The 22,109-nt window shown below is 40.1% G+C and carries 19 protein-coding genes and 6 tRNA genes (1 of these 25 cut by a window edge); 24 read left to right on the top strand and 1 reads right to left on the bottom strand.

Going from position 1 to position 22,109, the window contains the following annotated elements; all coding sequences use genetic code 11:
* The 6 genes from IGL36_RS13190 to IGL36_RS13165 form a co-directional block, all read left to right on the top strand.
* A tRNA-Leu gene (locus IGL36_RS13190) sits at nucleotides 1-45 on the top strand (it extends 37 nt beyond the left edge of the window).
* A 6-nt stretch (nucleotides 46-51) separates the two neighbouring features.
* Nucleotides 52-127, top strand: a tRNA-Thr gene (locus IGL36_RS13185).
* A 4-nt stretch (nucleotides 128-131) separates the two neighbouring features.
* Nucleotides 132-203, top strand: a tRNA-Gly gene (locus tag IGL36_RS13180).
* Between the two features lie 15 nt (nucleotides 204-218).
* A tRNA-Leu gene (locus IGL36_RS13175) sits at nucleotides 219-304 on the top strand.
* Between the two features lie 14 nt (nucleotides 305-318).
* Nucleotides 319-392: transfer RNA gene (locus IGL36_RS13170), tRNA-Arg, on the top strand.
* Between the two features lie 89 nt (nucleotides 393-481).
* Nucleotides 482-555, top strand: a tRNA-Pro gene (locus tag IGL36_RS13165).
* 45 nt (nucleotides 556-600) lie between these two features.
* On the opposite strand, the gene IGL36_RS13160 is transcribed toward IGL36_RS13165, so the two are convergent.
* Nucleotides 601-1,458 (bottom strand): MurR/RpiR family transcriptional regulator, encoded by an 858-nt coding sequence (locus IGL36_RS13160; RefSeq protein ID WP_002365448.1) that lies wholly within the window; start codon nucleotides 1,456-1,458, stop codon nucleotides 601-603.
* Between the two features lie 145 nt (nucleotides 1,459-1,603).
* Here IGL36_RS13160 and IGL36_RS13155 point away from each other — a divergent pair, with 145 nt between their 5' ends.
* The 18 genes from IGL36_RS13155 to folE all read left to right on the top strand — a co-directional run bounded on the left by IGL36_RS13155 (nucleotide 1,604) and on the right by folE (nucleotide 22,106).
* Entirely contained in the window at nucleotides 1,604-2,911 is a 1,308-nt protein-coding gene (locus IGL36_RS13155; protein WP_002391542.1) for a PTS sugar transporter subunit IIC, read from the top strand.
* Nucleotides 2,889-4,118 carry an aminotransferase class I/II-fold pyridoxal phosphate-dependent enzyme gene (locus IGL36_RS13150; RefSeq protein ID WP_002398526.1) on the top strand — a complete coding sequence of 410 codons (1,230 nt, stop codon included), beginning with the start codon at nucleotides 2,889-2,891 and terminating at the stop codon, nucleotides 4,116-4,118. Before IGL36_RS13155 ends, IGL36_RS13150 begins: the two co-directional genes overlap by 23 nt.
* 304 nt (nucleotides 4,119-4,422) lie before the next feature.
* Nucleotides 4,423-4,890, top strand: coding sequence for a CtsR family transcriptional regulator (locus IGL36_RS13145; RefSeq protein WP_002354715.1), 468 nt, complete (start codon nucleotides 4,423-4,425; stop codon nucleotides 4,888-4,890).
* A gap of 2 nt (nucleotides 4,891-4,892) precedes the next feature.
* Nucleotides 4,893-7,388, top strand: coding sequence for an ATP-dependent Clp protease ATP-binding subunit (locus IGL36_RS13140; RefSeq protein ID WP_002360915.1), 2,496 nt, complete (start codon nucleotides 4,893-4,895; stop codon nucleotides 7,386-7,388).
* Between the two features lie 133 nt (nucleotides 7,389-7,521).
* On the top strand, nucleotides 7,522-8,556 hold the full coding sequence (locus IGL36_RS13135; RefSeq protein WP_002354721.1) for an FUSC family protein: 1,035 nt from the start codon (nucleotides 7,522-7,524) through the stop codon (nucleotides 8,554-8,556).
* A gap of 179 nt (nucleotides 8,557-8,735) precedes the next feature.
* Nucleotides 8,736-9,656, top strand: coding sequence for a peptidase U32 family protein (locus IGL36_RS13130; protein ID WP_002354722.1), 921 nt, complete (start codon nucleotides 8,736-8,738; stop codon nucleotides 9,654-9,656).
* Nucleotides 9,657-9,683: 27 nt separating this feature from the next.
* Nucleotides 9,684-10,931 carry a peptidase U32 family protein gene (locus IGL36_RS13125; protein ID WP_002368523.1) on the top strand — a complete coding sequence of 416 codons (1,248 nt, stop codon included), beginning with the start codon at nucleotides 9,684-9,686 and terminating at the stop codon, nucleotides 10,929-10,931.
* Between the two features lie 23 nt (nucleotides 10,932-10,954).
* Nucleotides 10,955-12,517 carry a PucR family transcriptional regulator gene (locus IGL36_RS13120; protein WP_002367516.1) on the top strand — a complete coding sequence of 521 codons (1,563 nt, stop codon included), beginning with the start codon at nucleotides 10,955-10,957 and terminating at the stop codon, nucleotides 12,515-12,517.
* Between the two features lie 134 nt (nucleotides 12,518-12,651).
* On the top strand, nucleotides 12,652-13,926 hold the full coding sequence (locus tag IGL36_RS13115; RefSeq protein WP_002354725.1) for a cytosine permease: 1,275 nt from the start codon (nucleotides 12,652-12,654) through the stop codon (nucleotides 13,924-13,926).
* A 19-nt stretch (nucleotides 13,927-13,945) separates the two neighbouring features.
* Nucleotides 13,946-15,040: a DUF917 domain-containing protein gene (locus IGL36_RS13110; RefSeq protein WP_002354727.1), complete on the top strand. Its 1,095-nt coding sequence runs from the start codon at nucleotides 13,946-13,948 to the stop codon at nucleotides 15,038-15,040.
* Nucleotides 15,041-16,594 carry a hydantoinase/oxoprolinase N-terminal domain-containing protein gene (locus IGL36_RS13105; protein ID WP_430608821.1) on the top strand — a complete coding sequence of 518 codons (1,554 nt, stop codon included), beginning with the start codon at nucleotides 15,041-15,043 and terminating at the stop codon, nucleotides 16,592-16,594.
* Nucleotides 16,595-16,857: 263 nt separating this feature from the next.
* The gene (locus IGL36_RS13100) at nucleotides 16,858-17,523 is read left to right on the top strand and encodes a hypothetical protein (RefSeq protein WP_002354729.1); all 666 of its coding nucleotides are present in this window, start codon (nucleotides 16,858-16,860) and stop codon (nucleotides 17,521-17,523) included.
* On the top strand, nucleotides 17,501-18,640 hold the full coding sequence (locus IGL36_RS13095) for a helix-turn-helix domain-containing protein (RefSeq protein WP_002365444.1): 1,140 nt from the start codon (nucleotides 17,501-17,503) through the stop codon (nucleotides 18,638-18,640). Before IGL36_RS13100 ends, IGL36_RS13095 begins: the two co-directional genes overlap by 23 nt.
* 22 nt (nucleotides 18,641-18,662) lie before the next feature.
* Nucleotides 18,663-19,061, top strand: coding sequence for a hypothetical protein (locus tag IGL36_RS13090; RefSeq protein WP_002358946.1), 399 nt, complete (start codon nucleotides 18,663-18,665; stop codon nucleotides 19,059-19,061).
* Between the two features lie 86 nt (nucleotides 19,062-19,147).
* Nucleotides 19,148-20,497, top strand: a complete 1,350-nt coding sequence (gene gor / locus IGL36_RS13085) for a glutathione-disulfide reductase (protein ID WP_002354732.1) — start codon at nucleotides 19,148-19,150, stop codon at nucleotides 20,495-20,497.
* 197 nt (nucleotides 20,498-20,694) lie between these two features.
* Nucleotides 20,695-21,057 carry a dihydroneopterin aldolase gene (folB, locus tag IGL36_RS13080; RefSeq protein ID WP_002354733.1) on the top strand — a complete coding sequence of 121 codons (363 nt, stop codon included), beginning with the start codon at nucleotides 20,695-20,697 and terminating at the stop codon, nucleotides 21,055-21,057.
* The gene (gene folK, locus IGL36_RS13075) at nucleotides 21,058-21,543 is read left to right on the top strand and encodes a 2-amino-4-hydroxy-6-hydroxymethyldihydropteridine diphosphokinase (protein ID WP_002378871.1); all 486 of its coding nucleotides are present in this window, start codon (nucleotides 21,058-21,060) and stop codon (nucleotides 21,541-21,543) included. It abuts the gene before it with no gap.
* A complete protein-coding gene (folE, locus tag IGL36_RS13070; protein ID WP_002399300.1) occupies nucleotides 21,537-22,106 on the top strand; it encodes a GTP cyclohydrolase I FolE in 570 nt (189 codons plus the stop codon). The genes folK and folE overlap by 7 nt, the downstream gene beginning before the upstream one ends.
* Nucleotides 22,107-22,109 lie beyond the last annotated feature (3 nt).

Raw genomic sequence — 22,109 nt, 5'->3', positions numbered from 1 at the left:
GATCTAGCGCCGCAAGGCGTGGGGGTTCAAGTCCCTTCACCCGCATATTTAGCCGGCTTAGCTCAGTTGGTAGAGCATCTGATTTGTAATCAGAGGGTCGAGGGTTCAAGTCCTTTAGCCGGCACCATTTTGCGGAAATAGCTCAGTGGTAGAGCACCACCTTGCCAAGGTGGGGGTCGCGGGTTCGAACCCCGTTTTCCGCTTAGCCAATTCATTACGCCGGGGTGGCGGAACTGGCAGACGCACAGGACTTAAAATCCTGCGGTGAGTGATCACCGTACCGGTTCGATTCCGGTCCTCGGCATTGTTTTATATTTAGCACCCATAGCTCAACTGGATAGAGTGTTTGACTACGAATCAAAAGGTTAGGGGTTCGACTCCCTTTGGGTGCATAGTTGAGTGATTGACTAAGTTTTAAAAAGGTGCACGTGAGTTTCTTTTTAATTCGATAGTCTTTTTTTATTACTTTAACTTCATAGCCCGGGAAGTAGCTCAGCTTGGTAGAGCACTTGGTTTGGGACCAAGGGGTCGCAGGTTCGAATCCTGTCTTCCCGATTGTGAAAAACAGTACTGATCATCAGTACTGTTTTTTTGTTTTGTTTAAAATTTAAGTATCGAAGTAGGTGTATTTTTTTGTGATGTGTAATTCTTATCGAAATTGCGACTAAAAATACAGGAATAAAGGACATTCAGAATATATTCGATGGCTAGTTGAGAGGAAAAGGTTGAGACTTTGAAATCTGCATGTTCAACGTTAGGAATGGGCAAAATCACTGTAGCGTATTTAGCTAATTGGCTGTTCAAGTCTGAAGTAATGGCAATAATCGGGGTGCCTCCTTCTGCAAAAATCCGTGCTTCATTTACGATTTCTGCAGTGTTACCACTGTAAGAGACGAGGATGGCTACGTCATTTTTGGTGGCATTGATGGCTAAATAAAATTGTTCAGCTTGATAAGGGATTAAATGGATAAATAGCTGAATGCGTAATAACTTTGTTTGAAAATCCGTTAAGCGAATGTAGGAGTTACTGACACCCACTGCTAAAATATTTTCAGCGGTTAAAAGTAAATCAATGCTTTTATTTAACATGGCCTCGGTTAATAACTGTTGGGTGGATTGAACAGTTTCAGTCGTTAACTGCGCAATTTTCTTGGCAATTAGTAAATCAGAATCTTGCGCTAAAAAAGGCATATTCGCATCAACATTCCGGATTGCTTGGTAGTGAATTTCTAAGTCGCGGGACAAGCGGATTTTAAATTCTTTGAAACCGCTAGTTTCTGTTTTTTTACACAAACGAACAATCGTGGAAGTTGAAGAGTTGGTGGCTTTTGCTAGTTCATAAATCGACATATGCAGGACTCGTTCAGTATGAGATAAAATAAAATCAATAATTAGCCCTTCGTTATATGTATAGCGTTCTTTTTGTTCTAAACATTCGATTAGATTCAATGGGTTCACCTCTCTGTGGTACTTTGTTTCGCTTTCAGTATACCTTAAGCGTATGAATTATGAAACATAGTTACAGAATCAGTTAGTTGTATTTACATCAGAAAGCGGTTTCTTTATGATGAGGATATCACAAAGGATTAAGGAGAGAAGTGAAATGGATAAGTTAACAAACTGGGTGGAGCAAGCCGTAGTGCCTAAAGTTTCAAGGATTACAAGTTTACGTTATTTTCAAGCCTTAAGAAATGGTTTTTTTGCAATTATGCCGTTAACAATTATTGGATCGATTTTTATGTTGATTACAGATTTTCCAGTAGCAGGGTATGGCGATTTTATGGCTGGAATTTTCGGTGCAGGTTGGGCGGATATGATTTCACCAGCTTATCGAGCAACTTTCAACATGATGGGAATTATTTTTGCTGGGACGATGTCCTATAAATTGGCGGAAAGTTACGAAATGGATCGTTTAACTTCATTAATTTTAGGAATTGTCGCTTACGTAGTCGTTTTACCGAAAACGGTGACCACTGAATCAGGCGAAGTTGTGACGAAAGTTTTATCGTTTGATTGGTTAGGAACGCAAGGGGTGATTACGGCCATTATTATGTCAATTCTTTCGGTTGAGTTGACTCGTTTCTGTATTAAGAAAAAATTAGTCATCAAAATGCCTGACAGCGTGCCTTCTATGGTGAGCCAAGCTTTTAGTGCATTGATTCCTGGGATTTTTGTGGTAGCGGTGGCTTTATTGATTAATGGGATTGGGCTTTCGTTTGCGGATTCCTTCCCGCAATTAATTTATGCGGTGATTCAAGCGCCACTGCAAGGTTTAATCGGAACCCCTTTTGCAATTATTATTGTGGCTGGCTTAAATGGACTGTTCTGGTGGTTCGGGATTCATCCAACTGTCATCAATTCCATGCTATATCCTATTTTATATGCGAATGCAGACAAAAACCAAAGCTTAGCGGAATTAGGACAATTAACTGCTCAAAGTGGCAACTTTGGCACGGTCCAAATGCTCGATCAATTTGCCACAATTGGAGGCGCTGGTTGTACGATTGGCTTGGCTATTGCAATGGCCATCGTCGGACATTCATCTAGAATGAAAGCCATGTCGAAAATTTCGTTTGTTCCAGCATTTTTCAACATTAATGAACCCTTGATTTTTGGACTCCCAGTTATTTTTAACCCTTTATTATTGATTCCGATTGCGGTCGCGCCGATTGTATCGGTCTTGATTGCCTTTCTGTCAATGAAAATTGGGTTCATGCCAATGTTTACAAACATTCAAGCACCATGGGCTACGCCCTTTCTGTTTTCGGGCTTTTTAGTGGGAAAATGGCAAGGTGCAGTGACGCAAGTTTTAGCTGTTGCCGCTAGTGTCGTTATTTATTATCCATTTGTAAAAGCCTTAGATCGACAATATCAAAAAGAAGAAGCCCATGAAGTACCAGAAACATTGTAGAGAAAGAGGAGTGAAGGAAATGCATGTTGAGAATGATAAAAATATTTGCTGTGAAGTGGAAAAAGGAATGGAAAAAATGTATCATCCGATGGTGCCCGAGTTGGTTCAAACCTCTTCCTTTTATTTTCCAACTTACGAAGAATTTATGGCAGCGAGTATAGATGAAAAAAATAATTATGTTTACACACGTGGCACCAACCCCACAACAGAAATTTTAGAGAAAAAAATTGCTCGTTTGGAACGTGGAGAAAAATGTAAAGTTTTTGCCTCAGGAATGGGCGCTATTTCGGCAACGCTGTTTACGTTGCTCCAACAAGGTGATCATGTTTTAATGGTCAATACAATTTATGGAGAATCTGTTTCGTTTGTGCAATATTTAGAGAAATTTGGCGTATCCTTGACCAAAGTAGACGTTGCAGAAACAGAAGAACTTTTTCAATTTGTTCAGGAAAACACCAAAGTCATTTACTTTGAAAGTCCGTCCTCACAAAAGTTTGAACTGCTAGATTTAGAAAAAATAACTGTGTTAGCACAAAAAATTGGCGCATACACTGTCATTGATAACACGTGGGCGTCACCGTTATTTCAGCATCCTTTATGCCATAATGTGGACCTGGTGATTCATTCTTGTTCCAAATATATTGGTGGTCATTCGGATATTGTAGCGGGGGCTGTCATTGGCAAAGCAGCGCTTGTAGATCAAATTTTTGAACATGGTCATCAAGCTTTAGGAGCAGTCAATAGTCCCTTCAATTCTTGGTTAGCGTTACGAGGTATTCGTACCATGCCTGTTCGGTTGGCGCATCAGTCTCAAGCCATCCAAACGGTGCTGTCGGCTTTGCAAAAGGATCCGCGAATCAGTCGATTATATCATCCTTTTGTAGGAAATCAACAACAACAAGCGTTAGCAGAAAAATATTTGACAGGTTATGGCTCATTGTTTGCGATTGATTTAAAAGATACCGATTTTGAACGTTTGAAAACATTTGTGAACGCATTGACGCTGGTCACAATTGGGGTCAGTTGGGGTGGCTTTGAAAGTTTGGCCTTGCCTGTATTCAAAGGCAATAACTTGGCGGCTGTTCAGAAAAGAGGCTTGTCGCCAGCGCACATTCGCATGTACGTTGGTTTGGAAGAGCCAACATCTATTATCGAAGATATTCAACAAGCCTTGGATCAAGCCTATGGCGAAGAATCGCTTTTGTGAGACATTAAGATAATCAGCTGAACAAAAGCAACTCCTTCGGAAATAAGCCGAAATTCTCCAAAAATTAAAGAACAATTTTCGGAAATTTCTTCTTATTTCTTGGAGCTAAACACTTTTGTCTCAGCCTCTGTGATTCAATAACATATTTTCAATTTTAGGAGGGGAACTTAAGTCAGTTTGACTGAGGTTGCTCCTCCTGTTTTGCATTTTTTTATTAAAGTCAAAGCGTTCCTCTTTATTTAATAGGCAAAGTTCGATATAATAATGGTCAATATTAGTCAAGAGAGAAGAAGGATGGAAGACTATGAGTAATCAAAATACGTCAGATTTAATCGAGGCTTATTTAAAAAAGATTTTAGAAGAAAGTAATAAAATTGAAATCCGTCGGGCGGAAATGGCTAATTTATTTAATTGCGTTCCTTCACAAATTAACTATGTAATTAATACACGTTTTACCATCCAACGAGGCTACGCAGTTGAAAGTAAACGTGGTGGAGGCGGCTATATTCGCATTGTCAAAGTACAAATTTCAGATAACGATCAATTACTAAAACAAATGGATCAATTGATTGGCGCAACCTTAACAGAAAAAGATGCGCTAACATTTATTCAAACATTGTATGAAGAAGAAGTGATTACGAAAAAGGAAGGCAATTTAATGCTAGCTGCTTTAAGTAAAAGCACATTGAATGGTCTGGGAAATCACGAAGATTTTCTAAGAGCTCAAATAATGCGTTCATTTTTAGAGCGCTTGAGCTATGAGGAGGAATAACTATGGATGAACTATTTACAGAAAGTGCGAAAGCCGTACTGGCGATTGCCCAAGAAGAAGCGAAGTATTTTCGTCACCAATCCGTCGGTTCTGAGCATTTATTATTAGCACTCGTTTTAGAACCGAATGGGATTGCCGGAAAAACATTACGACAATTGAATACTGACACAGAAGACATCCGTGAAGAAATTGAGCATTTAAGTGGCTATGGCACCATGCAAAGTCCAATGGGGAATAACAACTTATACTTGCCTTATTCACCAAGAGCCAAACAAATCTTTGCCTATGCTGGAGATGAAGCGAAACGCTTAGGGGCTCAAAAGATTGGTACCGAGCATTTATTATTAGGCTTGTTAAGAGACGAAGAAATTTTAGCGTCTAGAATTTTAGTGAATTTGGGATTAAGCTTATCCAAAATGCGTCAATTATTATTGAAAAAAATGGGCGTTTCCGAACCCAATGGCGCACAACGTCGTCGGAATGGTCAAAATAAAAATACGCCACAAGGGACGCCAACATTGGATTCTTTAGCAAGAGATTTAACCAAGTTAGCACGAGAACAAAGCTTGGATCCAGTAGTTGGTCGCGGTACCGAAGTCCGTCGTTTGATCCAAATTTTGAGTCGCCGTACCAAAAACAATCCTGTCTTAGTCGGTGAACCAGGTGTTGGGAAAACAGCGATAGCAGAAGGCTTAGCCCAGAAAATTGTCAACCGAGAAGTCCCTGAAGATATGCAAGGCAAACGTTTAATGATGCTAGACATGGGTGCCTTGGTTGCTGGAACCAAATATCGAGGTGAGTTCGAAGATCGCTTGAAAAAAGTTGTCGATGAAATCTATCAAGATGGACAAGTCATTTTATTTATCGACGAATTGCATACCTTGATCGGTGCTGGCGGTGCAGAAGGGGCGATTGATGCTTCAAATATTTTAAAACCTGCTTTAGCACGTGGCGAGTTGCAAACAATTGGTGCGACAACTCTGGATGAATACCAAAAATATATTGAAAAAGATGCCGCTTTGGAACGTCGTTTTGCCCGTATTCAAGTAGCAGAACCAACCCCAGAAGAAGCAGAAGAAATTCTAAAAGGCTTGCGTTCCCGCTATGAAAAACATCATGGCGTAGAAATTACAGATGAAGCTCTACATGCAGCGGTTCAATTATCGATTCGCTATTTAAATGACCGCCAATTACCAGATAAAGCAATTGATTTAATGGACGAATCTGCAGCAAAAGTTCGTTTAGATAAGGCAGATCAGCCTTCAGAAATTAATGAATTGCGTACCGAAATTTCTCAATTAATTACGGAAAAAGAAGAGGCCATTCAAAACCAATCATTTGAAAGTGCTGCTCGGATTCGTCAAAAAGAAAAACAAGTGATGGAAAAACTAGAAGAATTGATTGCAGTGAAAGAAAAAAGTCTGTCTGGTTACAGTACGCAAGTAACAGAAGAAGACGTGGCTGGAGTCGTTTCACAATGGACAGGCGTTCCTTTGCAGCAGCTAGAGAAGAAAGAAAGCGAACGATTGATGGAATTAGAAACCATTTTACATCAACGGGTCGTTGGCCAAAATGAAGCAGTTGAAGCTGTTTCACGCGCTATCCGTCGTGCGCGTAGTGGCTTGAAAGACCCAGCAAGACCGATTGGTTCCTTCATGTTCTTAGGACCAACAGGGGTTGGGAAAACAGAACTTGCCAAAGCCTTAGCCGAAGCGATGTTTGGCAGCGAAGAAGCTTTGATTCGCGTGGACATGTCTGAGTTTATGGAAAAATACAGTACTAGCCGTTTAATCGGTTCTCCTCCAGGTTATGTCGGCTACGAAGAAGGTGGCCAACTAACTGAAAAAATTCGTCAACGTCCTTATTCCGTTATTTTGCTAGATGAAGTAGAAAAAGCCCATCCAGATGTCTTTAATATTTTATTACAAGTCTTAGATGATGGCCATTTAACGGATGCCAAAGGACGAAAAGTCGATTTTCGTAACACGATTTTAATCATGACCTCCAACTTAGGAGCAACAGCGATTCGTGAAGAAAAACATGTCGGCTTCAATGTGAAAGACATTTCTAAAAATCATGAATTAATGCAAAAACGAATCATGGAAGAATTGAAAAAAGCCTTCCGTCCAGAATTCTTAAACCGAATTGATGAAACGGTTGTATTCCATTCCTTGAAACAAGAGGAAATTCATGAAATCGTAAAAATTATGAGTCAATCTGTCGTGAAACGGATGGCCGAACAAGAGGTTAAAGTGAAAATCACACCAGCTGCAATTGAAGTTATTGGTAAAGTCGGGTTTGATCCAGAATATGGCGCACGTCCAATTCGTCGGGCCTTGCAAAAAGAAGTGGAAGATCGTTTAAGTGAAGCCCTTCTTTCCGGTCAAATTCAGTTAGGGGATAAAGTAACCTTAGGTGCTAGCAAAGGCAAAATTACGTTAAATGTGCGGGCACCAAAAGCACCAAAGACAGAAGCGAAAGAATTACAAACTGTATAGATGAGATGCGAAGTCTGGTATAAAAACCATTTAGGGTTTTTATACCAGGCTTTTCTATTTTCCAGTGGCGATTTCTTTTTGAGAATTGCCAGATTGATTTTTCTGTGCTACGTTAATAAGGAGGGGTGATGGAATGGAACAATCTTTTTTTCGAGAATTACTACATTATCAGCGTCCAAAGGATAATCCTTTTCGACTAGTGTTTGCTGGCTTGGTTATGTTCAGCATTCTTTTTTTGGGCTATATCAATCATCAATTATTGATTTCAAGCTTTGGCTCGTTAGGTATTTTTACTTTTTTATATTATCAGCCGCTACCATTAAAACAGTTAATGACTCGTTTATCTGTGGTCGGTAGTTACCTTTTTTTAGGAAATTTGTTAGGCATGTTATCGACCCATATTGCATGGCTTATTCCCATTGTTGTTGCACTGGTCGGTTTTGGTGGCCGCTTTTTCTTTGAAGTCTACGATATTTCAAAACCAGGGGCCTTCTTTGGTGTGATGGTGACAGCGATGGGTGCCAGTACGAGTATTCCGTTAGCAAAAATTCCGTTCATGAGTGGCTGTATGTTATTAGGCATTGGCTTTTCTATTTTGTTTGCACTAGTGTTGCATTTTACAGAGAAGGAAATCAGTGCCCCGCTAGCTAAGCGATCATTACGGGAACGAATTTATCGGCATCCAGAAGCGCCATTAGATAGCATATATTATAGCTTTGTCTTATTTTTTGCTGTATATATCAGCGAAAGTTTACATTTACAGAATCCGTATTGGTTAGTCGTTTCCTGTGCATCCATTTTACAAGGAGACAATTTACGTGCGATTAAGCAGCGAAATATTCAGCGAATTTTTGGCACAACGATTGGATTGGTTATTTCCGCTTTTCTGCTTAATTTAGCTTTGACAACTTTTGAATCGATTGTCGTGATTACAATCTTATTTGTGACCGTTGAGTATTTTATTCGTCGTAATTATGGATTGGCGCAATTTTTCACAACGCCTATGGCTCTGATGCTTTCATTGCTCGTTCGTCAGCAGTACGTGATAACGTTGATTCAATTCCGCTTTTTGGGGATTGTTTTAGGCAGCTTGTTAGGCTTAGCGGCAGCGTGGTTATTCACCGTTGTAGTAACGTTTTATGAAAGAAAATACCACTTGAACGAGTGACCAAAGAACAGATGATCAGTAATTAAAAAAGAACATTTGGTAGGTAAGCGGACGGTGCTTCTCTACCAAAATTTTTTTCGGAAACATTGTGAAAAATGTACGTTTAATACAGATAGGCTCTTTTAAAGTTTGTGAACGTATGATACTATTAAACGGTCATAAAGAAGGAGGCTATATTTATGATTGAACTGATTGCAACTGCAGAATCTGTTGAGCAGGCTGTAGAATTACTCGCAACAGGTGTGGATACATTATATATTGGAGAAGAGACATTCGGGTTGCGTTTGCCCGTATCTTTTACACGAGATGAACAACGCGAGATTGTGAAACGTGCACATGAAATGGGCAAACAAGTGCTAGTTGCAGTAAATGGCATTATGCACCCTGAAAAAATGAAATTAGTTCCAGAGTATCTGACATTTTTAAAAGAAATCAACGTCGATAAAATTACTTTGGGTGATCCGGGGATTGTGTTTATTATGCAACGAGATGGATTAGAAATTCCTTACGTTTATGATGGCGAAACCTTGGTAACGAGCTCACGTCAAATCAATTTTTGGAGTAAACGAGGAGCCATCGGAGCTGTCCTAGCTCGGGAAGTACCTTTTGAAGAAATGGTCGCAATGGAAGAAAACTTAGCAGTTCCAGCTGAAATTCTTGTCTATGGGGCGACCTGTATTCATCAATCGAAACGCCCATTAATTCAAAATTACTACAATTACACAAAGAACGACAAAGGGGTTACGAAAGACGAAGGGCTGTTTATTTCTGAACCCAAAAAACCAGAAACCCACTATTCCATTTATGAAGATAGTCATGGTACGCATATTTTTGCCAATAACGATGTGAACTTGATGAATGAGTTAACAAACTTGTATGACCATCACTATCGCACATGGAAACTCGATGGCCTTTACACACCAGGTGAAAATTTTGTCGCGATTGCTCGCTTATTTGCTGAAGCGAAAGCAGCACTTGAAGCGGGAACTTGGTCAGAAGATCAAGCAGCTCATGCAACAGCTGAAATTGAAAAATTACATCCAACAGGTCGTGGCTTAGACAATGGTTTCTTTGATTTAAGTGCCGATGCAATAAAATAAATTGATTCATTTAAGGGGAAGAAGAACATGAAAGTAATGACAGAACGAACATTGAAGCGTCCCGAGGTGTTGGCTCCAGCCGGGACGCTAGAAAAACTAAAAGTCGCAATTCGTTACGGTGCCGATGCCGTTTATATCGGAGGGAATGCCTACGGTCTGCGTAGCCGCGCAGGAAATTTCACGCCAGAAGAAATGGCGGAAGGCGTAGCCTTTGCCCGCGAACATAATGCGAAAGTTTATGTCGCTGCCAATATGGTCACTCATGAAGGAAACCAGGAAGGGGCAGGAGCGTTTTTCAGAGAATTGCGAGACATCGGAATTTCAGCTGTGATTGTTTCCGATCCAGCTTTAATCGAAATTTGTGCGACAGAAGCACCAGGTTTACCCATCCATTTATCGACACAAGCTTCAGCAACTAACTATGAAACATTAGAATTTTGGAAAAATGAAGGCTTAGAACGTGTGGTTTTAGCGCGCGAAGTTTCAATGGAGGAAGTTGCAGCGATTCGTGAAAATACGGACATTGAAATTGAAGCCTTTATTCATGGAGCAATGTGTATTTCTTATTCAGGTCGTTGTACTTTATCCAACCATATGTCGATGCGGGATGCCAATCGTGGCGGTTGCTCTCAATCTTGTCGTTGGAAATATGAGTTATTTGATATGCCTTTTGGGACAGAACGTCGGAGCAAAACCAGCGAAGGGGAAGTTGAAGAAGAGTTTTCAATGAGCGCCGTAGATATGTCTATGATTGAACATATTCCAGAATTAATTGAAAATGGTGTCGATAGTTTTAAAATTGAAGGCCGCATGAAATCCATTCACTATGTTTCGACAGTCGCTAATGTGTATAAAAAAGCCGTCGATTCTTACATGGAAGACCCTGAAAACTATGTCTGCCAACAAGAGTGGATTGATGAATTATGGAAAGTAGCACAACGTGAATTAGCAACTGGTTTTTATTACAATACACCAAGTGAAAATGAACAATTATTCGGCGAACGTCGTAAAATTCCACAATATAAATTTGTTGGTGAAGTGATTGCGTATAACGAAAAGACGCAAGTCGCGACAATTCGTCAACGGAACCTTTTCAGTGTCGGCGATGAAATTGAATTTTATGGTCCTGGGTTTACCCATTTCCACCAAACCGTCAAAGAGATGTATAATGAAGACGGTGAAGCGATCGATCGGGCACCTAATCCCATGATGTTATTAACAATGGAAGTGACGCAACCTGTTGCAGTCGGCGATATGATTCGTAAGAAAAAATAAACCAGCCAAAAGGAGGAGTAAATATGAGTGTCCGCGTGAATGATTTATTAAAATTACCGTCTTTGCGAGAAGCAACGGTACTTTCTGGTAAAAACCAATTGGACACATCTGTTGCTTCTCTTTCTTTTTTAGAAGTCTCTGATATGTCTTTGTTTTCGGAAAAACTTCACAAAACAAATGAATACCATGCTGGCGAAATTTTGATTGGTTCATTTTGTGCCATTCGTCATGATGTGGTGAAGCAATGCGAAACGATTCGGCATCTCCATGAATTAGGCGAAGTAGGCCTAATCTTGTACTACGTTGGGATTATCGTACCGAAAGTTGCAGAGGAAGTGATTCAATTAGCGGATTCTTTAGGTTTCATTTTAATCCAAATGCCTAAAAATGATCCCACATTACGCTACAACGAAGTCATTTATGAAGTCATGAAATTGTTAGTCAATAAAAATAAAATGACTTCTTTTGCAACGGACCTCTTGGAAAAAGTTTCCCTTTTGCCTGAACAAAACCGCAGTGTGGAAATGACCTTGAAAATCCTATCCGATTTTTTAAAAGTCAATATTGCGTTAACCACCTATACCAATGAAATCATCAGCACCATCAATTGGCCGCGAAGCACGAAATTGCCCTTAACCAAGTTACTTTATCAATCACAAGAGAAAGTAGCGCTAGGAGAAACGACCTACTTCATTACCTCGCAAAAACTTCCTCAGAAGGATGGACAAACATTGAAGCTTTACTTCATTCGAGAAGAAGAGCAGTTAACCTCTTTTGAGATGAATCAAGCGGTGGAAGTCGTTCAGATGGCTCTGAATTTATGGGGGAAAAACTATGACGAAGTCAGTGAGTATGCCTTAGTCCAAGCAATCATTAACGACGAAAGTGATAAGATGTACCAATTAGCCAAAAAATTAATGATTGATATTTCTTCTGTCGAAACGATGTGGCTTTTGCCTATTTGGCAACAAGGACAAGAAATCCACGCTATTCAGCAAGATTTGAAAGATTTCCTACGTTACTATTACCAAACAACGATTGTCCAGCAAACAGAAAATTACCTGATTGTTCTCTTAGGTAATTATTTACACAAACAGCCTGAAGCCACGATTAGTAAAGAATACTTGCAAGCCACAGACTATCAGGACTATTTAGGTGAAATCATCCTTTGTCCGAAAGTTCGTAACACGACTGAAGTGCGTGTCAGCTACCAAACCGCTAATCAAGTCGCGCCGTTTTTAAAGCGCGTCTATCCACAAAGAAAAGTGTTATCAATCGCGGAAATTCGTACAGTTCAACAAATGATGACGTGTCTCCAAGCAGGAGAAGAAGCAATCCAACAACGCTTAGCAGTTATCCAACCTCTCTTAAAAGAATCAGAGCAGTTAATGACATTAGGGACGTTTTTACTAGATGCAAGTAGTGATTTTAAAGAATGCGGCGAACGCCTATTTGTTCATAAAAATACGGTCAAATATCGTATCAGTAAAATTAATGAAGCGCTCGGCTATGATATGACTAACGCCGCCGAAGCCTATGAAGTCTATTTGGCGATGATCTTATATCGCTTGGTCACGAATGAATGAAAAAAGCAGACAATCGGCAGTAGCCGATTTGTCTGCTTTTTTATTTTAAGCCAAAACTTCCTCGATATTTTTTTCAATTTGAAAAAGACCTATGACTGATTTTTCGTTATAATTGAAAAAATAATTAAGGAGGAATGAGAATGAAATTAAAAAACGAGCAACAACAATCGTGGCTTAGCTTAGCATTTGTTTGGGCGGGCGCAATGATTAGCGTGCCAGGATTAATTATTGGAGGAACGTTAGTTGCAGGCATGCCTTTATGGGAAGCTTTGTTAACAGGATTTATTGGTTACGGTATTATTGTTATTTTAATGATTTTACAAGGAATTCAAAGTTCCGACTTACAAGAACCTTCTGTCAAAGTCGCTTCTCAAGTGTTTGGCATTCAAGGTTCGCAAAAGATTATTTCCATTATTCTAGCGATTGCTTGCTTAGGTTGGTTTGGTTTGCAAGCCAATGTCAGCGGCGGCGCCTTCACGAACTTTTTAAAAATTTACGGCATTGATTTACCTGTGTCGCTTTCTTCCTTAATCTGGGGAATTATCATGCTTATTTCGGCTCTTTATGGCATAAAAATATTGAAAATTCTGAATTATTTTGCGGTTCCTGTGTTAGTTCTGGTTTGTCTTTATGGCTTGGTGGCTTCGTTAAGAAACAACGGTTGGGAAGCTGTTAGTCAATATACACCTCAAACAGCAGGAAGCTTTATGTCAGGTCTTTCAATGACTGTCGGTTCTTTTGCATTAGGCGCAGTAATTGCTGGAGATTACTCTCAATATGTTTCTTCTCGTAAAGATGTGGTTAAAGCGGCCACCTTAGGGATTTTACCGACAGGCTTGTTGATGATTGGCGTTGGTGCGGTCTTGACCATTGCTTCGAACACCGCAGATATCACGGAAGTTTTTATGAATCTCGGTTTTCCAGTTTTAGGAATTATTGCGCTAATTTTAGCAACTTGGACCACGAATGCCGTGAATGCTTTTTCTGGCGGACTGGCCTTGATTAATGTCTTTGATATTCCAAAAGAAAAAGAAAAAGTCGCTGTCGGTGCGGCCGGCGCCATTGGAACCTTATTAGCAGTCGTGGGGATTTTAAATTACTTTACGCCGATTATGTCTGTCCTTTCTGCGATGGTTCCACCAGTGGCTGGTGTAATGATTGCTGCCTATTGGTTGATTAACAAAGGTGATCGAACCAAATGGCAGCCAACGCCTGGCGTGAATAAATTAGGTGTTTTTTCATGGCTAATTGGTGCTGCAGTGGGGGGCATTCCGGTGATTATGAGTTTCTTTCCCAATGCCCCTCAATTGCCTAACCAACCGCTAATTGGCATTGTTTTATCGTTTGTTATTTATTATTTCGGTGCAAAACGTCAACAGACGAACACCGAATCATTAGAAATGGAATGAAGAAGAGGAGTGTCGGAGAATGCGTTATTTAGATGCAGAAGCAATTGAGAATATAGCTACAGGAGCAGCTTTTTTAGGGACAGGAGGTGGCGGTGATCCCTACATTGGTAAAATGATGGCTTTGTCCGCCATCGAAGAAAACGGACCTGTCAAACTGGTTTCTCCAGAAGAAATTGCCGCGGAGGATTTTTTCCTACCCGCCGCAATGATGGGTGCCCCATCTGTCGCAATTGAAAAATTTCCCAAAGGCGACGAATTCGTCCGTGTCTTTGAGAAGTTAGGAAAATATTTAGACCAAGAAACGATTGCGGGAACCTTTCCAATGGAAGCTGGGGGCGTCAATTCAATGATTCCAATTGTTGTTGCAGCGAAGCTAGGCATTCCCTTGGTGGATTGTGATGGTATGGGGCGGGCCTTTCCAGAATTGCCTATGGTAACGTTCCATTTGAATGGGATGTCAGCGACCCCTATGGCAATTACCGATGAAAAAGGAAATATTGGCATTATGGAAACGATTGATAATACTTGGACAGAACGTCTTGCTCGTGTTCAAACGGTTGAAATGGGCGCTAGTGCTTTAGTGAGCATTTATCCCGCGACAGGCAAACAATTACAAGACTATGGTATTCATAACATCGTGACATTATCAGAAGAAATTGGCAAAGTGATTCGAGGTACCTATGCAGATGAACAAGAAAAACGCCAAGCATTAGTAGAAGTTACGGATGGCTTTGAATTGTTCCAAGGAAAAATTCTAGATGTAGAACGAGAAGTAAAAGGTGGCTTCAATTTGGGACGTGTCAAATTGAGTGGCTTAAACAGTGACGCTGGTTCAGAAGCAGTCGTCCATTTTCAAAATGAAAATTTAATTGCCGAGAAAGATGGTCAGGTGATTGCGATGACGCCTGATTTGATTTGTATGGTAGATTTAGAAACTTTAACGCCTGTGACAACAGAAAGCTTGAAATACGGCAAACGTGTCCAAGTAATGGGCTTGAAAGCGAATGCCGCTTGGCGAACGAAAAAAGGTATCGAAACAGTGGGTCCTCGGTATTTCGGCTACGAAATGGATTATCAACCACTAGAAAACTTAGTAGCGAAGGAGGACAAATAAATGTATAAAATTGGTATCGATGTCGGTGGCACAAATACAGATGCTGTTATTTTAGATCATCAATTAAACTTGATTCATTCAGTGAAAGTTCCAACAACCGATGATATTCAAACAGGGATTGCCGGTGCCTTAAATAAAGTCTTGGCAGAATCAGCAGTGGACCCAACCAAAGTCACACATGCAATGTTGGGCACGACCCAATGTACGAATGCCATTGTTGAGCGAAAAAAATTAGCAAAAGTTGGGGTCCTTCGTTTGGGCTATCCAGCAACCGCTTCGGTCTTGCCTTACACAGCTTGGCCCAAGGATTTAGTGGCTACTCTTTCAGAAACGTATGCTTTAGCACATGGCGGCTACGAATATGATGGACAACCATTGACTGCACTGGACGAAGAAGAATTACGTGGGATTTTGGCGTCTTGGCGAGGAGAAGTAGAGGCAATCGCAGTAATTGGCGTTTTTTCTTCTTTAAAAAATGACCAAGAATTGTTTGTTCAAGCGCTTGCGAAGGAAGTGTTAGGGGCAGATGTTCCTGTATCTTGCTCCTCAATGATTGGGTCTGTCGGTTTAATTGAACGGGAAAATGCGACAATTTTGAATGCTGCGTTGCACAAAGTAATTAAAGTGACCAGCGAAGGCTTTGAACAAGCCTTAGAACAAGAAAAAATTCATCACGCCCAAGTGTACTTATGTCAAAATGATGGTACGTTAATGTCGTTAACGTATGCCAAACAGTTTCCTATTTTAACCATTGCTTGTGGACCAACCAATAGTATTCGTGGCGCTTCATACTTAGCTGGCTTGAAAGATGCGGTTGTTTTAGATGTTGGTGGCACAACGTCCGACATTGGCGTGTTAGTGGATGGCTTTCCAAGAGAATCTTCACTGGCCGTTAATGTTGGCGGGGTACGGACCAATTTTAGAATGCCAGATATCGTGTCAATTGGTGTCGGCGGCGGCAGTCTAGTGCGTGAACAACCAGATGGTTCTGTGACAGTTGGCCCCGATAGTGTCGGCTACCGTATTACACAAGAGGCCCTTGTTTTTGGCGGCACACAATTAACGACCACTGATATTGCGGTTCGCTTAGGCCATGCCCAAGTTGGTGATTCTAGTAAAGTGGCTCATTTAGACCAAGCGTTTGCGGAAAAAGTGTACCAAAAAATTGGCGAATTGGTCAGTGAAGCGATTGATCGCATGAAAACCAGTTCCGCAGACGTGACGGTCGTTTTAGTTGGTGGTGGAAGTATTATCATCCCCGAAGAATTGACAGGCGTTAAAGCGCTAATCCGCAACGAAAACGGAGCAGTGGCGAATGCCATCGGTGCCTCTATCGCTCAGATTAGCGGACAATACGAACAAATTTATGTCTATTCAAAAATCCAACGAGACGCGGCGTTGGCCGATGCCCAAGAAAAAGCCGTCCAACAAGCTGAACTTGCGGGTGCAGTCCCTGGCACAATCGAGTTAGTCGAGGTGGAAGAAACACCACTCGCCTATCATCCAGAAAATGCAACCCGCTTACGAGTAAAAGTGGTTGGGAACATGTATTGAGGACCAGTGCAAAGCAAAAGTTATAAGAAGAGTTATTTGAAATATGAGGTCGGGCTAGGGCTGTCGATTGAAGTTTTATCCTGAAGAGTACAGAAGAAGCTATATCTGTCTCGCCCTTTATTTTAAAATTCAGAGTTAGGAAGGTAAGTCGAAATGACTTACCTTCCTAAGTTCATTTTTTTTGTGTTGACATATTTTTTTAGAAAAGGCAAAATGTTAACATGGTATGTTGTTGGGGTGTTATGAAAAAAGGAGAGAAAATAATGAGTATTTTAAAAGAACATTTAAAAAGAAATTGTGATGCACGAATGGTTGGTGTTTTATCGTTAAGCATAAGAGAAGCATATCGCTACTTAATGGAGCTAACAGAAAGAGAATCTATTTTTCAACGAGCAGAAATGAAAAAAGTTTGGGGACACGTTCGGCATGGATTGGTTGATGTTGGTTTAAAACAAGTGTTAACTTCATCAGCAATCCCACATGAAATAGCTGACAAAGCTAGTAGTCGATATGTCAATGGTCATACGTACTTAATGATTGAAACCAAAGGCGCAATTTTAACGCCAGCGAAAGTTTTATCAGAAGCTTCAGTTCCTAAAAAGGCATTATTTAGAAATCGTGGGAGCTTATTAAATAAGCAGTATAATTTATTTGACAAACCAGAAGATTTAAATGAGTATTATGATGCCAATCAACCGCCATTCTTATTACTAACTTATGGCGGATCGAATCATCAATTACGTTTTGTTCGATTAGGGTTACCAGATATTGGAGTTGGTCGTTGGATTGACCAAATTGATATTACGCAGGCACCAGTTCTTTTAAAAAATCCAGAGGAAGTTCGTAAGGACCTACATTTGACTTTTACGTCAACCGCTGACGAACTGATAAGGAGAGGACTAGAAAATGAACGAGAGGTTGATTTTTAATCCAAAGCAATTAACTTCGGCTCGCATTGCACGAGGATTAACAATGAAAGAATTAGCCGAAAAAGCAGAGCTATCTAGGCAAATGATTTCGAATTACGAATCGGGAAAAACAATTCCTAAAGCAGATAGCATATTAAAACTAATTTCTGTTTTACAATTTCCCCGTAGTTTCTTTTCAGCAGATACATTTGAATTGTATTCAGGCGCAACTTTTTTTAGAAGCCGAAGTGCGGCGACGAAGAAAGTAAGAGATATGCAAAAAGAGCGGTTAAAATATGTGCAAGAAGTGTATAAAGTATTAGCAACATATGTGAACTTTCCCAAAGTTTGTTTACCAGAATTAATTGAAAAGAGTATTTATGAAATCACAGAAGAAGAAATTGTGAAAAAGGCTGAGGAATTACGGAAAATTTGGGGCTTAGACTTGATTTCGCCAGTCCCTAATCTCATTCAGTTGGCTGAACAAAATGGTGTGATTATTTCAGAAGCCAACATGTCAAATCCAACACTAGATGCGGTCTCGCGTTGGATGATTGGTCGGCCGTTTATTATGCTCACAGATAATCATGAATCTGCTGTCCGTCGTCGTTTTAACGTGGCGCATGAACTAGGACATATTTTATTACACAACGGTGTTGAAAGTATTCATGAGTATTCGCAAACAGAATTAAAGAACATTATTGAGTATCAAGCAAATCTATTTGCTGCGCATTTTCTCCTTCCTTCAGCGGCTTTTTCTGATTCGCTCTTGTCTATTTCGTTAGAATACTATATTGATTTGAAAAAGTATTGGAAAGTTTCTCTTCAATCAATGATTCAAAAAACATACACATTAGCGTTAATTAATGATGATCAACGTCTCTATTTAAATAAAAGAATTGCTAAAAATAAATGGAAAACGAAAGAGCCTTACGATGAACAACTGACTATCGAACAGCCAGAAGTTTTCCAAAAAGTTTATCACATGATTTTAGAGCACCAAGTCATTCCTGCAAGTCAACTAAATCAAGCTTTTAAATTACCTAAAGAAGAAATAGAAAAGATATTAGGAACAGCTATTCAAACGGAGCAGGACAAAACAGAAATTGTTCTTGAATTATTACGTTCTAACAAGTAATCAAAAAGAAGGAGGAATAACTATGGCTAAATTATTCGCCTACCAAATTGGTCAAAACCCTCGTATTCAAACGGACCTTTTGGTAGATCCTCAGCTGTTTGAAGATGAGCATGGCTGTATGGGTGCAGTGGGCTTCGGGTTAGCAGATTGTGTTCAAACCGGAATGTTTACAGATATTGAAGTGATAAAACGGTATCTTCACGAAGCAACCTACGTTTTTATTAATGGTGACTTTGACCGACTAAGTTATTTAGAAATTGGGATTGCACTTTCCTTAGGCAAAACACTTTACGTCATTACAATGAACCCAAACGTAACGAAAGAAGATTTAGGAATTCCCTTCGACAATGCTACGATTGAATTCCTTTCCCCCAGTGCTTTTACGGAACGAATCCATGAAACAGAAGCAGCAGAAAACTAAACAAAAGTAAGTAATACGACTGTCTTTTTTTGCTATTTTTTGCGATAATAAGGGAGAAAGTTCAAATTGAAAGGGAGCCAGAATAAATGAAAACCTATGATTATATTGTTATTGGTGGCGGTAGTGGCGGGATTGCTTCTGCTAACCGCGCAGGAATGCACGGAGCTAACGTCCTTTTAATTGAGGGCAACGAAATTGGTGGGACCTGTGTCAACGTTGGTTGTGTGCCTAAAAAAGTCATGTGGCAAGCCAGCAGCATGATGGAAATGATGGAAAGAGATACAGCAGGCTACGGGTTTGATGTTGAAATCAAAAATTTTAGCTTTAAACAATTAGTTGAAAATCGTGAAAAATATATTGACTTCTTACATGGTGCGTATAATCGTGGTTTAGACAGTAACAACATTGAACGTATCCATGGTTACGCTACGTTTACTGGGGAGCAAACAATTGAAGTCAATGGGACAGAATATACGGCGCCGCACATTTTAATCGCGACAGGTGGTCGTCCGAAAAAACTAGGTATTCCAGGAGAAGAATATGCCTTAGATTCAAACGGCTTCTTTGCGTTAGAAGAAATGCCAAAACGTGTGGTCTTTGTCGGTGCGGGTTACATCGCAGCCGAATTAGCAGGAACCTTACATGGCTTAGGCGCAGAAACACATTGGGCCTTCCGTCATGAACGACCATTACGAAGCTTTGATGACATGCTTTCTGAAAAAGTCGTAGAACGCTATCAAGAAATGGGCATGCAAATTCATCCGAATGCAACACCAGCTAAAATTGAAAAAACGGCGCAGAATGAGTACGTTATTACATTTGAAAATGGTGAATCAATCACGACAGATGCCGTGATTTTCGGGACAGGCCGTCAGCCGAACACGGATCAATTAGGCTTAGAAAATACGAAAGTAGCCCTTGATGAAAAAGGCTACGTCAAAGTAGATAAATTCCAAAATACCACGCAAAATGGCATCTACGCAGTCGGCGATGTCATTGGTAAAATCGACTTAACGCCAGTCGCGATTGCCGCTGGTCGGCGCCTGTCTGAACGCTTATTTAACGGACAAACCGATTTATATCTGGATTATAACTTGGTGCCAACGGTGGTCTTTACCCATCCACCAGTTGCGACAATTGGCTTGACGGAAAAAGCAGCGCTTGAAGAATATGGTGAAGACCAAGTGAAAATCTATCGCTCTAGCTTTACACCAATGTATTTTGCTTTAGGAGAATACCGTCAAAAATGCGACATGAAATTAATCTGTGTCGGCAAAGAAGAAAAAATTGTCGGTTTGCATGGCATCGGCATCGGTGTTGACGAAATGCTACAAGGCTTTGCAGTCGCTATTAAAATGGGCGCGACCAAAGCTGATTTTGATAATACTGTTGCGATTCATCCAACAGGATCAGAAGAATTTGTAACAATGCGATAAAAGGAGAATAAACCCCGAAAAAGAGCGTTGCATCAGCAACGCTCTTTTTTGAATACACGAGTTATACTATTTGATTCGTAAAAAGTAATTTTTTATATCATACCAATAACCACTTTTCCATCTTTTAACTACTGACTTTTCCAAGAAATATGCTATGATTAAAAAAATCAGCAAAACAGAGGGTAGGGAGTTAGAGGATGGATAAAATTAGAATCAACAACTTGAAATTTTTCACAAAAAATGGTGTTTTGGCAGAAGAAAAACGTCTAGGACAGCAAGTAGAAATCGACCTTGAAATGCAGTTGTCGTTAGCTGAGGCAGGGCGAACAGATGATGTCACTCAAACTGTCAATTATGCCGAAGTGAATGAATTGATTGCCCAACGAGTAAACAATCACTCGTACGATTTAATCGAAGGTTTAGCGAGTGCTATTTTAGATGATATTTCCGCAGATTATCAAGAACAATTGAACAAAATTATCATTAAAATTAGAAAATATAGTGTGCCTATGCCCGGTCTTTTTGACAATATTGAAATTGAAATGGAGCGAGAAGTATAGATGATTGGCTATGTAGCATTAGGTAGTAACGTCGGCGATCCATACGCAAATTTAGTGAAAGCCCGCAATTATTTAAACGAAGACCCGCAGATTCAGGTCGTGGCTTCTTCAAAACTTTATGAAACGGATCCTTACGGCTATACAGACCAAGATGATTTTTTGAACGCCGTATTGAAAATTGATACTAGCTATACCGCTGAAGAGTTATTGGCTGTTACCCAAGGGATTGAGCAAGCAATGAAACGTAAAAAATTAATTCACTGGGGTCCGCGGATTATTGATATTGATATTTTATTATTAGGGGAACAGTCAGTCGCGTTGCCCCACTTACAAGTTCCTCATCAAGAATTAACAAAACGGTCATTTGTTTTGATTCCCTTAAGTGATGTTTACGCAGAGGAACAACTATTGGGCGCGCCAATAGCTACGTGGATTCAGCGCAGTGGCAATCAAGAAGAAGTGCGAGTAAGCGAAAAGGAATGGTAGAGATGGAGCAGGAAAAACAAGCGCAAATTGAGCAGGCAGTTATCACAATCTTAGAAGCGGTGGGGGAAGATACTCAACGGGCAGGACTCATTGATACACCCAAACGTGTAGCTAAAATGTATGCAGAAGTTTTTAGTGGATTAACCGAACCTGAATTTGACGATTATAAATTATTTGATAGCTTAAATGAAGGCGAAATGGTTCTAGTAAAAGATATTGCCTTTTATTCAATGTGTGAACACCATTTATTGCCATTTTATGGAAAAGTACATGTCGCTTATCTGCCAGAAGGTGGCAAAGTATTGGGACTAAGCAAGTTACCAAGATTAGTAGAACATTGTGCCAAACGTCCCACAGTTCAAGAAGATTTAACAGTGACAATTGCCCGCAAACTCCAAGAAAATATTCCCGTCAAAGGCATTGCAGTAGCCATTGAAGCGGAACATATGTGTATGACGATGCGCGGCGTGAAAACACCACAAAGTAGCACCAAAACATTTCAATTTACCGGACTATTTAAAGAACAAGAGTGGAAAAATCAATTTTTAATGGAGATACGTTAGAAA

The sequence above is a fragment of the Enterococcus sp. AZ011 genome (genome assembly GCF_050548355.1).
GTDB lineage: Bacteria > Bacillota > Bacilli > Lactobacillales > Enterococcaceae > Enterococcus > Enterococcus faecalis.
This window is presented reverse-complemented; position numbering and strand designations above follow the sequence as displayed.